Raw genomic sequence first — 14,445 nt, forward strand, 5'->3', positions numbered from 1 at the left:
TTTATTTTTTGATTCATAACTATAAATATATTATGTCAACTAAGTTTCGCATTTTGGCTCTTTTTGATTAAAAATGGTAATCTTATATGTAGATTTCGTCTGAAGGGAGAATGGAAACAATTGAAAGAAGATATTATAATCAAGCTAATCGCACTTGATATGGATGGAACATTGTTAAATAATCAACATGAAATTTCCGATGGTAATCGACAAGCGATCAAGGAAGCGCAGGAGAAGGGCGTTCATGTGGTGCTAAGCACTGGGCGGTCTCTTCAAAACTGCCGGCCGCATGCTGATGAACTGGGACTGGCATCTTACTTAGTAACGGTCAATGGCAGTGAAATCTGGGATGAAAAGTGCGAGCTTGTTGAGCGCAATTTGCTGAAAACAGACCATATCGAATGGATGCTAGAGCTGGCCAAGCAGCACAATGCGACGTTTTGGGCAATCAACACCGAGCGAAATTGGCATAATGAAATTCCGGAGGATTTACATAATGTGGACTGGTTGAAATTCGGTTTTAATGTTCACGACGATGCTACAAGAGAATTAATTCTTCACGAGCTTAAGGCAAAAGGTGAATTTGAATTAACGAACTCCATGCCGCACAATATTGAGGTAAACCCAATTGGCATCAGTAAAGCGAAGGGACTCCAACTCGTCTGCGACCGGCTTGGCATTGAAATGAAAAATGTGATGGCCGTTGGAGACAGCTTGAATGATTTAGCGATGATTATGGAAGCAGGAATTGGTGTCGCAATGGGGAATGCCCAGGAGACGTTGAAGAAAGCGGCAGACTGGGTTACCGCAACAAATGAAGAGGATGGCGTGGCCCAGGCGATCCGGAAATGGGTTTTAAGCGAATAATAATTTTTTTGAATAAAAGCAGCCATCGCCGGAAAACCTATAAATAAGCTTTTTTTAAAAGCTTATTTATTTGTGGGAGGCTACAACGAAATGGAACGCGGAAAAGTAAAATGGTTTAACAGCGAAAAAGGGTTTGGCTTTATTGAACGTGAGGGTGGCGAAGATGTCTTTGTCCATTTCTCCGCCATTCAAGGCGAAGGATACAAATCTCTGGAAGAAGGTCAAGAGGTCAGCTTTGACATTGAAAATGGCCAGCGCGGGCCGCAGGCAGTAAATGTCCGTAAAGAATCTTAAGACTATGAATGAAACAGACTCTACTCAAGGAAGTCTGTTTTCTTCAATTTTGGCCGTTCACGTATGGGTGAGCGGCCTTTTTGTGTGTGCACTGTCGGTCGATTGGCATTTTTGCTATCAAGAGTAGGTCGGTTGACTTTTTGTGTGTCTATCATTGGGCGGGTTTTTTCAAAAAAGGAGTAATTTTGGGTTTGTTGTGTCCTCAAAAGGAGTTCTGAGCTTGAAATTGAGATTTTTTTTAAAAATTACTTAAAATTGTGGGCGCAGCCGGTAAATTTAAGTAGAAACCGGATGAATAATGTGAGTAACAAATTATATCTGCGATGTTTCGGCGGATATCTGCGCTAACCGAGAATATATCTGCGATAAATCCATTTTATCTGCGGAAAACCAAATATATCTGCGATAATTGAATTTTATCTGCGATAGCCTCTTTTTAAGACTTTCTCCAAGGGATTTCATCTGGATAATAGATCCGTCCCTTGTTGGTCCCCGAACAATTTAAATTGGCTGAACGGAGTAATCTTCCAGAAACATCCGGTGAATCAACCCGAGCGAACTCACGGAACTGCTTGTTAGTTATTGTTGGCCCAATCAACAAAAAATAATCTTGCAGAGCAGTGACCAGAGCATCTTCTTTCACGCATTTATCACAAGAGGGGCAAAACCAATTTTTATCCTTGCGTTGGATGGGAAGATGATTGCAGACCGGGCAATGGACCCCGAGCAGCAACTCCCACTTTTGGATTCCATATCTCTGAAGGATGGCAATAGTTGGAGGTGTATTGAGCTTTAACAGCAGTTTGCTTAACCTGCGGAGATCCTTCGGTGAGAGGATTTCTGTCTTGTAAAGATTTTCAAATGTCTTAATTTTATTGAATAGGCTCGGGGATTTACATATATGCTGCTGGACCTTGTAAGAATTTCTTCCGGTAAAATGGAGAATTGCATTGGTGTTACTAAAGACAACAAGGTAATCAATCAGGATGGCAGGAAAATTATATTCGGCCAACAGCTTCCTTATAAACCTCTGATGTCTCTCCACCTGCGCAATCGGATAAGGATAAGGTTTCTCCCGATCTTCTGTTTTTTGAACCAATTGTTCGGTGTCTGTGTCGATGAAAATTTTTGCAGTGTAGTTTTTTACGTCAATAATAATACCTCGTTGGGGTGATAGAAGGAAGGTGTCAATTTGGTGGTGAAAATCTCCGTCTTGAAAGTTTAGGTCGTGGAAAATGTGGTAATCTTTTTCCGGGAGAGCGCCCAAATAAAAGTCAATGGACTCTTCGCCCCAAAATCCTGACCGCCATTTCTCCAAATCTTCCATTATAATTGGCCGCTTCGGATGATTTTTTACAAGTCTTCGTAATAACGCCTCCAAAATGAGAATAATTAGAGGAATATACCGCTTTTTGATGATCAAATGAATCACTCCTTTTTTTGTTTGCTGATAGAATTCTAATTTTAGTTAGAGAATCCTGCCGAAATTTGTAGGATTTTATCAATTTTTTGTGACAATTTTATGGATAGAGGTTCGGCGAAAAATTATATCTGCGATGTTTCGGCGGATATCTGCGCTAACCGAGAATATATCTGCGATAAATCCATTATATCTGCGGAAAATTAAATATATCCGCGCAAAACCAAAATATATCCGCGGTCACCCTAAAACTACTATAATATAAAAAAAGGAGGCGGCTATTATGAACGAACAGATTGCGATTGTGACCGGGGCTTCGAGTGGATTCGGCTTGCTTACAACACTAGAGCTGGCCCGAAAAGGATTCAAAGTGGTGGCTACAATGCGGAATCCTGACAAGAGTCAGGGACTATTAAACGAAGCTAAACTGCACGGCCTTGAACAAAAGATCATTATCCACGAACTCGATGTCACCTCGGAAACCTCTATAAAAAAATTAACCCCGCTGCTGGAATCGCTTAACAGGGTCGATGTTTTGGTTAATAATGCCGGCTATGCAGCGGGAGGGTTTGTCGAAGAATTGCCTGTGGATGAATATAGAAAGCAATTTGAAACAAATGTATTCGGCGTAATTGCTGTCACGAAGGCTGTGCTGCCGTTTATGCGCAGGGAAAGGCGAGGAAAAATTATCAATGTCAGCAGCATCAGCGGAATAGTAGCGTTCCCGGGGTTATCGCCATATGTGGCCTCCAAGCATGCACTTGAGGGGTGGAGTGAAAGCCTCCGCCTGGAAATGATGCCTTTTGGCGTGGATGTTGTGTTAATTGAGCCTGGATCCTACCAAACCAATATTTGGACATCTGGCAAACAAGTAACGAGTTCTTCAGCAGAATCTCCATACTATGACTTTATGAGGAATTTAGAAAACTATATTGAATCGGGGAATGACCAGTTCGGTGACCCGCGTGACGTGGCCAAGAAAATTGCCGAGGTATCAATAATGAAGAGGCCGACGCTTCGCTATCCAATAGGAAAAGGAGTAAAAGCAATCATTATTCTGAAAAACCTTCTCCCTTGGAGACGCTGGGAAGCAATTTTTTCTAAACAGCTTCCAAAATAAACCATATTCCCTTTTTTATACTTAATTTATCCAACTGCATGAAAATGGAATTTTGTTCCAAGTTTTTCCGAAATAATATATTTTGAAAAAGTCGAAATTTTTTAGCAGGAATTTGTGGATATTGTGAGAATAATAGAAATAAGATAATACAAAAGGGGGGCTTCATTTGGATATAAAAGTAGTAGAGAAGGATAGCCTAAAAGTAGTAGGTATTAGTTGGAATGGAACATATTCACAGACGAGCACAATTCCCCGCATGTTCACAGAATTGGAGGAACGTCTGGAGGAAATTCCATATAAGGCGGAAGAACCTGTGCTAATTGCCCCATTTCATAGCCGGGAGACAGAATTTACCTATTATGTAACTGCGCCTGTTGAAAAAATTGAGCGGGTCCCTGCTGGCATGGTAGGTTTCACGATTCCACCAAAGAATTATGTTTTTACTACCTACCTCGGTAAACCCGAAGAAGTTGAAAATACATATCTTCAACTGTTCAAGTGGATGCAGGAATACGGTTATGATCATGACCAAAATGCTTTAAGCCTCGAAATTTATAAGGATAAACCACAAAATACCAGCGGAGAACTTCATTTTGAAATTTATCTGCCTGTAAAAGTATATAAGTAGATCTTGGAAATAACAGATAAGGAAAGGGAATGCCTCTTCTTTTTGTTATTTATGGGCAATAAATTTCCTATCTAATAATAAGTAGGGTATAATACTATAAAAGTAAAGTTTAATATGAATTCCTTCGGGGTCAGGTGAAATTCCGAACCGGCGGTGATGAAGCTTTAGCTTCTTAGTCCGTGACCCGGTTAACCTTTGGTTAAACGGTGGATCTGGTGAAATTCCGGAGCCGACAGTTAAAGTCTGGATGGGAGAAGGAAAAATGCAGGTTTAAGACTGGGCAAAAATTGTCCATTTTTAAGCCTTAATTTGCTATTGCCATTTTCTGACCCCTGAAGGAATAATCTTCAGGGTTTTTTTCGTTTAAAGGAGAACTAATGATGGATGATAAACACTACATGAACTTGGCGTTAAACCTTGCCAGAGGAACATTGGGACAAACCACGCCCAACCCTGTAGTCGGGGCAGTCGTTGTAAAGGACAATCAAATTATCGGGATGGGGGCCCATCTAAAAGCCGGCGAACCTCATGCGGAGGTACATGCGCTTCACATGGCCGGTGATAAGGCAAAAGGTGCAACCCTTTATGTCACACTTGAGCCATGCAGCCATTTTGGCAGGACTCCGCCATGCTCGGATTTGGTCACCAAAACGGGGATTAAAAAGGTCTTCGTAGCCACGACAGACCCTAACCCGCAAGTGGGCGGGCAGGGAATCGAGCGGATGAAGCGTGCCGGAATTGAAGTGGAGGTGGGATTACTTCAAGAGGAAGCCAGGGAATTGAACAAGGTCTTTTTTTATAACATCAGGACCGGGCTACCCTACGTCACTTTGAAATCGGCCGTAAGCTTGGACGGGAAAACTGCGACGGTTACAGGTGAGAGCATGTGGATCACCGGAGAAGCAGCGCGGGCCGATGTCCATCAATTCCGCCATCGTCATGATGCCATATTAGTTGGAGTTAATACGGTTCTTAAGGATAATCCGTCGTTAACAACGCGACTGCCAGCCGGCGGAAGAAATCCGATCCGCATTATCCTCGATACTAAATTACGGACACCGCTTGACGCAAATGTGATAACAGATAATCAAGCTCCTACTTGGATCATCACCGGAGCGGACGTGGATGCGAACCGCGAGGCGGCATTTCGCAAATCAGGGATTCACATATTAAAAATGGACACTAAACAAATTTCTATCAAGGAGATGTTGAAGGCGCTAGGCCAGCGAGGGATTAGTACCCTATTTGTCGAAGGGGGCGCTGAAGTGCATGGAAGTTTTTTGAAAGAAAGAGCTTTCCAGCAAATTATAGCCTATATCGCTCCAAAACTGATTGGTGGGAAGGGTGCTCCAACTTCCTTTGGCGGCGAAGGGATTGCCAACATTGCGGAGGTCGTCGATTTGACGATAAAGCAAGTGGGCATGATTGGCCCGGATATCAGAATTATAGCGGAACCAAGTTAGGAGAAGGTGTATGTTTACCGGAATTATTGAAGAAATTGGTGTAATCACAAATATTCAGCGGACGGGGTCATCATTTGTTTTAACAATTGGAGCCAAGAAAATTCTGGAGGATGTGCATCTCGGTGACAGCATTGCCGTGAATGGGGTGTGCTTGACAGTGACGTCGTTCACAGGTAATCGCTTCACCGTTGATGTAATGCCGGAAACCGTTAAGGCCACGAGTTTACAGTCATTGACCCGTGGATCCAAAGTCAATCTGGAGCGGGCGATGGCAGCCGGCGGCAGGTTTGGCGGTCATTTTGTCAGTGGTCATATCGATGGCACTGGAATTATCAAGAGGAAGGAATCACACGAGAACGCTGTGTATTATGAGATAGAAGCTGCCCCTGAATTATTGCAATACGTGATTTTAAGGGGATCGATTGCCGTAGACGGGACAAGCCTGACTGTATTCGGAGTTTCGGACGACAATTTTACATTGTCACTGATTCCCCATACGTTGTCGGAAACAGTATTGGGGCAGAAGGGTCCGGGTGACATTGTTAACCTGGAATGTGACATGATTGGTAAATATGTCGGCCATTTTTTGAAAAATCAATCAAGAAACCCGCAGAAGTCGAAATCCGGAATTACCGCCAGTTTTTTAGAGGAGAATGGCTTTTATTAAATTCAAAAAAAGGAGTGATGGATCATGTTTGATACCATTGAGGCTGCCCTTGATGAGTTAAAACAAGGGAAAGTTGTAATCGTGTGTGATGACGAGGATAGAGAAAACGAAGGGGATTTTGCGGCGTTGGCTGAAAAAGCTGTACCGGAAGTGATTAACCTGATGGTGACCCATGGGCGGGGACTTGTCTGTGTTCCGATCGAGGAAGAACTGGCGCAAAAACTCGACTTGATTCCGATGGTCTCGAAAAATACGGATCCGCATGGGACAGCTTTTACAGTAAGTATTGACCACGAATTTTCCACAACGGGGATTTCGGCATACGAACGATCGGCGACCGTTTTAAGCATGCTGGACCCTGATGCCAAAGGGGCTGACTTTAAACGGCCGGGCCATATTTTTCCGCTGATAGCCAAAAAGGGCGGGGTCTTAAGAAGAACGGGACATACCGAAGCGGCAGTCGACTTGGCAAAGCTGTGCGGGGCGAAGCCTGCGGGAGTCATTTGCGAAATTATGAATGAGGATGGCACGATGGCCCGTGTACCCGAACTGCGAAAAATTGCCGATAAACTAAATCTCAAAATGATTACCATTAAAGATTTAATTGAATATCGGAACAAAAAGGATAAATTGGTCAAGCGTGAAGTCGAAATTAAGCTGCCGACAGAATTTGGCGAATTTAGGGCATTTGGATATTCGAATCTCGTTGATGACAAGGAGCATGTTGCGCTAGTGAAGGGGGAAATCGATCCAGAACGGCCAATTTTGGTTCGTGTCCATTCAGAATGCCTAACCGGAGATGTATTTGGCTCTTATCGCTGTGACTGCGGCCCGCAGCTGCACGCAGCATTGAATCAAATCGAGCAGGCGGGCAATGGTGTGCTGCTCTATATGCGGCAGGAGGGCCGTGGTATTGGGCTGCTGAATAAATTGCGCGCCTACAAACTGCAAGAACAGGGCTACGATACGGTTGAAGCAAACGAAAAACTCGGTTTTGGCGCCGACTTGCGGGAATATGGCATCGGTGCCCAAATCCTGAAGGACCTTGGCATTAAAAAAATGATGCTGTTAACCAATAATCCGCGCAAAATCAAGGGTTTGAAAGGCTATGACCTCGAGGTTGTCGAGCGGGTGCCGCTGCAAATGGAAATGAAAGCGGAAAACGAACGTTACTTACGTACGAAACACGATAAGCTTGGTCACCTTTTACATTATTAAATTATTTGGAGGAATCGAACATGGGACATATTTATGAAGGAAATTTGGTAGGGACAGGTCTTAAAATCGGCATTGTTGTCGGGCGCTTTAATGAGTTTATTACTGGAAAATTATTGAGCGGTGCCGAGGATGCACTGCGAAGACATGGAGTAAGTGAAGCCGATGTTGACGTCGCCTGGGTTCCGGGAGCTTTTGAAATTCCGCTAATTGCACAAAAAATGGCAAATAGCAAAAAATATGATGCGGTCATCACACTGGGAGCGGTCATCCGCGGTTCCACTCCGCATTTTGATTATGTTTGCAATGAAGCGGCAAAAGGTGTTGCGGCAGTGGGATTAAACAGCGGCATTCCTGTTACCTTTGGTGTCCTGACAACTGATTCCATCGAGCAGGCCATTGAGCGGGCTGGAACAAAGGCCGGTAATAAGGGCTGGGAGGCAGCGACAACGGCCATTGAGATGGCAAATTTGTGCAGAGGCTTTGACCAATAAAAAAGGCACATTAGATGGAGGGGTAGGCTGTCAATAGCTGCTCCTCGAATTTTTATTATGCAAAAACATATACAAGGCAAATTGTTTATGACTATAATAGATTTAGCATAAAAAATATCTTTTAAAAAACAGGTGCTAAAGTCGGTGCTAGACTTTTAGCTTAATAGGGAAGTTGGTTAAAAGCCAACGCGGTCCCGCCACTGTAAATGCGAGCAACCTATACCATGCCACTGTCGTAAGATGGGAAGGCGTAGGGAGCGATGACCATGAGCCAGGAAACCTGCCTGTTTAAAAACACCGAAAACCTACGCGGATAGGGGAGTGTTACGCCAGAAACTTTATTTCGTTTGTTTCTTGCTATACATAACACTTCCTCCTTGATAAATAGGAGGATTTTTTTATGCCATTTTACAAAAGGAGAGGAAGTCAGATCATGAGAAACAAGAATTTGTGGTTGGTCATGCTGTTGGTGTTTTCCATTATTGCTAGTGGATTTCAAACACCAGTTCATGCGGCAAGCGAAACGAAACAAGCAACGATTACAGTAATCGGAACCGATCCGGAAAATCCTTTGGTACCTGAAACAACTGTCTCGTATAGTGAAAACATAACAGCTACAGAATTATTAATTCAGGTAGTTGGGGGAGACAAAGTTAATTCCCATTCGGGTTATATTTCAGGGATTAACGGACTTGAAGCGGAACAAACATACTTTTGGAACTTTTCTGTAAACGGAATTTCAAGCGGGGTAGGTGCTGGCTCTTATCTGGTCCAAAACGGGGACAAAATATTCTTTCGTTATACCGATTGGACGAAGCCGATTGAAAGTTCAGTAACATTAAAAGTGCTCGACCTTGAAGATAAGAATATTATTGAGCCAGCAGGATTTGCAGAATTTTTCGGAACGCCGAATGCTTTTCAACTTTTACAAGCAATACTTGGCCCAGATCAGGTAGGGTTTGAAGAAACAAAATGGGGAAAAATGATCCAAACGCTACAAGGGGTGAATGCTGATCCCGCGAAAAATTACTGGGCCTTCTTTGTCAATGGGGTAGCAGCTGATACAGGTGCTGAAGGCTATACGCTAAAAGCTGGTGACGAAATCAGCTTCCGGTTGACATCATTAACAGCTGCACCAGGAGATAGCGATAAAGAGGAAGCAAACCCTCCTGCAGCAACCTTTCCCAAAAAAGAGCTTGAAACCGCGTTAGATCAAGTAAGTCAATATGTTCTTAACTCCACAGTAGGTGAGTGGGAGGTTCTTGGGTTAAAACAAGCAGGAAAAACAATTCCTGCAGGCTACCTCGATTCGGTTAGGTCTGTTGTGAAAGACAAACAAGGTCAATTCAGGCTGATTACCGATACTGAGCGCTATTCTATCGGCATAGTCGCAGCTGGCGGTGATCCCACCAATATTGAAGGTTATAACCTTGTGGAAAAAATTTATAATGGTGACGTAACCAAGCAAGGAATAAATGGAGTTTTATATGCATTAATTGCCTTGGACAGCGGCAATTTCGAAGTGCCTGAAACAGCTTTATGGACCAGAGAAAAGCTGATGAACTATATCCTTGAACAACAAAATGATGATGGTGGCTGGGGCTGGTCAAAAGTTTCAAGTGATATCGATTATACAGCCATGGCACTGTCAGCACTTGCTCCCTATAAGGAGCAAGCAGGTGTAAAAGAAAAAATTCTTAAGGCAGTTCAATATTTGGAATTGCAATACCAAAATTCAAAATTTAATAGCAGTAACACAGCCGCCCAGGTGGTTGTTGCACTATCAGGACTTGGACTTGATGCGAATGGCTCTGCATTTACCAAGGATGAAAGCAGTTTACTCCAATATTTGTTATCGTTCCAAAATAGTGACGGTGGTTTTGCCTTCAACAAAATCGGGGGCCCAAGCAATCAGATGGCTACCACCCAAAGCCTGCAGGCATTGGCTGCCTATCAGCTTTTTTCACAGGGAAAAGGTTCTTTGTATAATTTAATCAGTACCGAGCAAAACCCTGGCAGTGAGCAAAATCCTGGAACTGAGCAGCCAAAACCAGAAACGCCAACTACTACTGAACAGCCAAAATCGGAAGTTCCAACTACCGAACAGCCTAAAGTTGATCAGCAAACTGACCAAACAACTAGCAAAGAAAATAAAACAGCCAGCAACAAACTTCCGAATACTGCTACCAATATATACAATTTGCTGGCAATAGGCATCCTACTTATGTTATTGGGTACCCTATATTATTTGAAACAAAAGAAGAGCAAGGCGTAAGAAATGTTTGGCCCTTCCTTATTTAAGAGGAGGGGTCTCTCAAGGAGGTCCATATCATGCGTATTAAATTTCTTGCCTTACTGTCCATCATTGTTCTGGCCTTTGGTTTAACTGCCTGTGGTTCTACTGATTCTTCCAAAGAGAAGAAGGAATCAAAACCTGAAACGACAGCCAAGCACGAAGAAACAAACAATTCTGTGGCGGATTCGTCAGCAGTAGAGGAGAAATCGGCCGATACAGCCTCCACTAAGACGACTGAACAAAACACAGACCAGGCAATTGTCCAGGATAAAGATGATTCCAAAACCCAATCATCAAACCAATCCAGTAATACCGGTTCGTCTTCTAAAAGTGCAGCCACAACTACCGCCGAGAAAAAGACAAATCAGACACAAAAAGCAAGTACGAATACAGCGGCCCAACCTGCACCTTCAGCACCAGCTACTAGTAATCCAGCAGCGCCTTCTGCAGCTGAGAGTCAAAAACCAGAAACAACGGTGACTTTGTCAATTGTTGGACCGGATAACCATGTTATTCTTTCAGCCACAAAGGTTAAAATTTCTGAAGGTGAAACTATTTTTAATATATTAAAGGGATTACGAGAACAATATGGCATTGAGGTAGCTTCAAGAGGAAGCGGAGCAACCGCTTATATTGAAGGAATCGAAGGCAACGATTTTAGCTACTTTGAATTTGACGAAGGTCCAACAAGCGGCTGGGTGTTCAAACAAAACGGCGCAAGCCTGACTAAAAGTGTTGGTGTCACGACAGTCAAAGATGGTGATCGGATTGAAGGCATTTATACGAAATAGTAAAGGGGGAAGCAAGTGATGGGAACAAGATTTGCACGATTCCATCCGCTTGTTTCCTTCCTTTTTTATGCCGGGTCCGTGATGCTGCTTATTCTGATGCTGCATCCGGTTTTCCAGGTAATTTCTGTATTCCTTATCATAGGCATCAATATCATCCATGATCGGTTGGCAGGATTAAGAAAGTGGAAATATCTCCTTCTTGTTACATTTGTCTTGATGGTTGTTTTAAATCCGCTGTTTAATGAAAGGGGCCGGCATTTATTGTTTATGGCCGGTGACCATCGGATTACATTAGAAGCTGTCCTGTACGGCGGAATGAATGCCTTCTCCATAATAGGCATTATCGCCGTTTTCATATCTTATAATGTCATTATGACTCCAAATAAGGTATTGTTTCTATTTTCCAAATTTCTGCCGCAATTTGCGGTATTGTTAATGCTGACATTACGATTCATCCCGTTAATGAGCAGGCGGATGGAGGAGATCTCGCTTGTTCAAAAGAGCAAAGGGATTATGGTGACCAATGGAAACTGGCGGACACGAGTAAAGACAGCATTTTCTTATGTGCAGGCATTATTAACCTATTCTTTGGAGGAAGCGATTCAAACTGCCGATTCGATGAAGGCAAGAGGCTATGGCACTGGACCGCGGACTTCTTACGAATTTTTTCGGATTCGTAGCAAAGATTCCATCGCTATTGTGATATTGACGTTACTTTTATCCATCATCATTTACGGCAGAAGTCTTGGTTACGGAGTTTTAACCATCTATCCGATGATGGAAGACTGGAGATTAGCAACTTGGGATACGGCCGTACTCATTTGTTATATATTGTATTTGAGCTTTCCGATTTATGTTGAAGCAGGTGAAGCATTCCGATGGCACTTATCGAATTAACTGATGTTACATTTACCTATCCGGACAGTTTACAACCGGCGATAACGAATCTTTCTTTACGTATTGAAAAAGGGCAATTTGTGGTTTTATTCGGTGCATCCGGTTCCGGAAAAAGCACCCTGTTGAAACTATTAAAAAACGAAATCCGCCCGCATGGGACATTAACAGGAAACATAGTGATAAACGGGAGCCCGATTCAAGATTCTTCCGGTTTATCTCAGGAGATTGGCTTTGTTTTTCAAGACCCTGAGAATCAAATTGTCGCAGACGATGTGCTGCATGAATTGGTATTTGGACTTGAAAATATTGGGCTGACTACAAATGAAATGAGAAACCGGGTGGCCGAAATGGTTCATTTCTTCGGGGCTGATGACCTTCTCCGGCGCAAATCCCATGAGCTTTCAGGCGGCAAAAAACAGCAAATCAATCTTGCATCCGCCCTGTTAATGCAGCCAAATATCTTGCTGCTTGACGAGCCAACCTCTCAATTGGACCCTGTAAGCACCCGCGAATTATTGGATATGCTAAAGCGCTTGAATGAGGAATTTGGAATGACGATTGTTCTGGCAGAACATCGGCTTGAAGAGGTGTTCACGTTAGCGGACACCATTATTATGATGGAAAAAGGGGAGGTCCTGATTGCCGGAGAACCGAGACAGGTACTTCCACAAATTTGGAATTCTAAGAATCGGGCTTATGTCCCCGGTATTCCCTCGTTATTTTTAAAAATGCATGAAAAAGGTTTGCTGCCCCTGACCGTAAAGGAAGGGCGGAATTGGATTGCGACAATTAAGCCTACCTTTTTAGCGACAGAAACAGAAAAGCAACAACAGCAAAGTAAAAACGTTATAAAGACGAAAGGGCTATCATTTCGTTATGAAAAAAGTCGTGAATTTGTGTTGGATGAGCTTGATTTTGCATTAAATAAAGGAGAATTTTATGCATTGCTGGGCGGAAACGGTTCCGGGAAATCCACCCTTATAAAAGCATTGGCCGGTCTGGTAAAGTCGGAGCAAGGAAAAATCTGGATTGATGACAAACCGATTAAATCATACAAAAACAATGATTTTACAAAATATATTGGGTATCTCCCGCAAAATCCCAAGCTGTTTTTTCTGCAAGATACAGTCGAAAGAGAACTTCACGCTACCATGGAACAATTTGGATTGACCGATTGGACGGAAACCGAAGCTCTATTGGAGGAATTGGGAATTGTCCATTTAAAAACAAACCACCCTTACGACTTAAGCGGGGGAGAAATCCAGAAGGCGGCACTGGCCTGCGTCCTGCTCCGCAAACCAAAAGTGCTGTTGCTGGATGAGCCGACAAAAGGGCTGGATCCCATTTCGAAAAAAAATCTGGCGAATATTCTTCTTTCAGTGAAGTCAAATGGGGTATCAATTCTCATGTCAACCCATGATGTGGAGTTTGCCGCGCAACATGCGACGAAATGCGGAATGATGTTCCAAGGGAAAATCACTTCTGAGGACAACCCGGAGAGGTTTTTCAATGGTAATTTTTTCTATACGACGATGATTCAGCGAATTTTCCGTGGGCAGGCTATGATGCCGCTTACTCTTGAGGAGGCCGCTCATTCATGCGTTTCAACCATATCCTGACTCCGGCTATCTTTTTGTTGCTTGCTGCAGGCTTGTTGATCATAAGTTATTGGTTTGAAGATTCTTATCTTTGGTTGAGCTTCAGCCTTGTTTTTCTCACTATTCTCTTTTTTTTGGTTCGGTTTGAGGGCAGAACAATTGAACCGAAGGAACTAGTATTATTGGCGGTATTGGCTGCGATTGCCGCGGTTGGGCGAATTCCGTTTGCAAGCATCCCAAGTGTGCAGCCGACAACATTTGTAATTATGATAGCCGGGCTAGTTTTTGGCGCGGAAAGTGGATTTGTCATTGGTGCTGTGGCAGCACTAGCCTCAAACATGATTATGGGCCAAGGCCCTTGGACACCGTGGCAAATGGTTTCATGGGGACTGGTTGGGATGACCGCAGGTGCTATGAAAAATACGCCAATCATGAACACAAAGCTAGGCCGGCTCGGATTTGGAATCGTTTGGGGCTTCCTATTCGGGTGGATCATGAATATTTGGGGATTTCTTGGGTTTGTCCAGTCGGGAGGTCCAATAGACCTTAAAGCATTCCTAGTATATATTGGCGCCAGCACCCTGTTTGATACGATGCATGCCGTCTCCAATGTCGTCTTCTTGCTATTGTTCGGTGATATTTGGATAAAAATTTTAACAAGGTTTAAACGGAAATATGGATTATTGGAATGAGGC

The 14,445-nt window shown here is 43.3% G+C and carries 14 protein-coding genes and 2 riboswitches; of the genes, 13 read left to right on the plus strand and 1 reads right to left on the minus strand.

Annotated features, from left to right (window positions below):
• Nucleotides 1–120: 120 nt before the first annotated feature.
• Nucleotides 121–867 carry a Cof-type HAD-IIB family hydrolase gene (locus M3234_RS04945; protein ID WP_285858270.1) on the plus strand — a complete coding sequence of 249 codons (747 nt, stop codon included), beginning with the start codon at nt 121–123 and terminating at the stop codon, nt 865–867.
• 90 nt (nt 868–957) lie between these two features.
• The gene (locus M3234_RS04950; protein WP_066308488.1) at nt 958–1,161 is read left to right on the plus strand and encodes a cold-shock protein; all 204 of its coding nucleotides are present in this window, start codon (nt 958–960) and stop codon (nt 1,159–1,161) included.
• Nucleotides 1,162–1,597: 436 nt separating this feature from the next.
• Here the strand turns inward: M3234_RS04950 and M3234_RS04955 are convergent, their stop codons facing one another.
• Entirely contained in the window at nt 1,598–2,584 is a 987-nt protein-coding gene (locus tag M3234_RS04955) for an NERD domain-containing protein (protein WP_262303643.1), read from the minus strand.
• Nucleotides 2,585–2,864: 280 nt separating this feature from the next.
• Here M3234_RS04955 and M3234_RS04960 point away from each other — a divergent pair, with 280 nt between their 5' ends.
• From M3234_RS04960 to M3234_RS05010, 11 genes are all read left to right on the plus strand, one after another.
• Nucleotides 2,865–3,701 carry an oxidoreductase gene (locus M3234_RS04960; RefSeq protein ID WP_262303644.1) on the plus strand — a complete coding sequence of 279 codons (837 nt, stop codon included), beginning with the start codon at nt 2,865–2,867 and terminating at the stop codon, nt 3,699–3,701.
• Nucleotides 3,702–3,867: 166 nt separating this feature from the next.
• Nucleotides 3,868–4,329 (plus strand): GyrI-like domain-containing protein, encoded by a 462-nt coding sequence (locus M3234_RS04965; RefSeq protein WP_262303645.1) that lies wholly within the window; start codon nt 3,868–3,870, stop codon nt 4,327–4,329.
• 116 nt (nt 4,330–4,445) lie between these two features.
• Nucleotides 4,446–4,592, plus strand: a riboswitch (FMN riboswitch).
• Nucleotides 4,593–4,709: 117 nt separating this feature from the next.
• A complete protein-coding gene (gene ribD / locus M3234_RS04970; protein ID WP_262304116.1) occupies nt 4,710–5,792 on the plus strand; it encodes a bifunctional diaminohydroxyphosphoribosylaminopyrimidine deaminase/5-amino-6-(5-phosphoribosylamino)uracil reductase RibD in 1,083 nt (360 codons plus the stop codon).
• Between the two features lie 10 nt (nt 5,793–5,802).
• Nucleotides 5,803–6,459 carry a riboflavin synthase gene (gene ribE, locus M3234_RS04975; RefSeq protein ID WP_262303646.1) on the plus strand — a complete coding sequence of 219 codons (657 nt, stop codon included), beginning with the start codon at nt 5,803–5,805 and terminating at the stop codon, nt 6,457–6,459.
• A 24-nt stretch (nt 6,460–6,483) separates the two neighbouring features.
• Nucleotides 6,484–7,677 carry a bifunctional 3,4-dihydroxy-2-butanone-4-phosphate synthase/GTP cyclohydrolase II gene (locus M3234_RS04980; RefSeq protein WP_262303647.1) on the plus strand — a complete coding sequence of 398 codons (1,194 nt, stop codon included), beginning with the start codon at nt 6,484–6,486 and terminating at the stop codon, nt 7,675–7,677.
• 20 nt (nt 7,678–7,697) lie between these two features.
• Entirely contained in the window at nt 7,698–8,168 is a 471-nt protein-coding gene (ribH, locus tag M3234_RS04985; RefSeq protein WP_262303648.1) for a 6,7-dimethyl-8-ribityllumazine synthase, read from the plus strand.
• 113 nt (nt 8,169–8,281) lie between these two features.
• A riboswitch (cobalamin riboswitch) is annotated at nt 8,282–8,470 on the plus strand.
• A gap of 131 nt (nt 8,471–8,601) precedes the next feature.
• Complete coding sequence (locus M3234_RS04990; protein WP_262303649.1) at nt 8,602–10,443, plus strand: DUF4430 domain-containing protein; 1,842 nt, start codon at nt 8,602–8,604, stop codon at nt 10,441–10,443.
• Nucleotides 10,444–10,499: 56 nt separating this feature from the next.
• Nucleotides 10,500–11,255, plus strand: a complete 756-nt coding sequence (locus M3234_RS04995; protein ID WP_262303650.1) for a DUF4430 domain-containing protein — start codon at nt 10,500–10,502, stop codon at nt 11,253–11,255.
• An 18-nt stretch (nt 11,256–11,273) separates the two neighbouring features.
• Nucleotides 11,274–12,152, plus strand: a complete 879-nt coding sequence (locus M3234_RS05000) for an energy-coupling factor transporter transmembrane component T (protein WP_262303651.1) — start codon at nt 11,274–11,276, stop codon at nt 12,150–12,152.
• Nucleotides 12,134–13,771 (plus strand): ABC transporter ATP-binding protein, encoded by a 1,638-nt coding sequence (locus tag M3234_RS05005; protein WP_262303652.1) that lies wholly within the window; start codon nt 12,134–12,136, stop codon nt 13,769–13,771. Before M3234_RS05000 ends, M3234_RS05005 begins: the two co-directional genes overlap by 19 nt.
• Nucleotides 13,750–14,442: an ECF transporter S component gene (locus M3234_RS05010; RefSeq protein WP_262303653.1), complete on the plus strand. Its 693-nt coding sequence runs from the start codon at nt 13,750–13,752 to the stop codon at nt 14,440–14,442. Before M3234_RS05005 ends, M3234_RS05010 begins: the two co-directional genes overlap by 22 nt.
• The last annotated feature ends 3 nt before the right edge of the window (nt 14,443–14,445 follow it).

The organism is Neobacillus niacini (assembly GCF_023715785.1).
Classification (GTDB): Bacteria; Bacillota; Bacilli; order Bacillales; family Cytobacillaceae; genus Neobacillus; species Neobacillus niacini_E.

Coding starts and splice junctions, on each gene's coding strand:
- M3234_RS04990 (WP_262303649.1), top strand. CDS start 8,602: ATGAGAAACAAGAATTTGTGGTTGGTCATGCTGTTGGTGTTTTCCATT.
- ribD (WP_262304116.1), top strand. CDS start 4,710: ATGGATGATAAACACTACATGAACTTGGCGTTAAACCTTGCCAGAGGA.
- M3234_RS04995 (WP_262303650.1), top strand. CDS start 10,500: ATGCGTATTAAATTTCTTGCCTTACTGTCCATCATTGTTCTGGCCTTT.
- M3234_RS04950 (WP_066308488.1), top strand. CDS start 958: ATGGAACGCGGAAAAGTAAAATGGTTTAACAGCGAAAAAGGGTTTGGC.
- ribE (WP_262303646.1), top strand. CDS start 5,803: ATGTTTACCGGAATTATTGAAGAAATTGGTGTAATCACAAATATTCAG.
- ribH (WP_262303648.1), top strand. CDS start 7,698: ATGGGACATATTTATGAAGGAAATTTGGTAGGGACAGGTCTTAAAATC.
- M3234_RS05010 (WP_262303653.1), top strand. CDS start 13,750: ATGCGTTTCAACCATATCCTGACTCCGGCTATCTTTTTGTTGCTTGCT.
- M3234_RS04980 (WP_262303647.1), top strand. CDS start 6,484: ATGTTTGATACCATTGAGGCTGCCCTTGATGAGTTAAAACAAGGGAAA.
- M3234_RS05005 (WP_262303652.1), top strand. CDS start 12,134: ATGGCACTTATCGAATTAACTGATGTTACATTTACCTATCCGGACAGT.
- M3234_RS04960 (WP_262303644.1), top strand. CDS start 2,865: ATGAACGAACAGATTGCGATTGTGACCGGGGCTTCGAGTGGATTCGGC.
- M3234_RS05000 (WP_262303651.1), top strand. CDS start 11,274: ATGGGAACAAGATTTGCACGATTCCATCCGCTTGTTTCCTTCCTTTTT.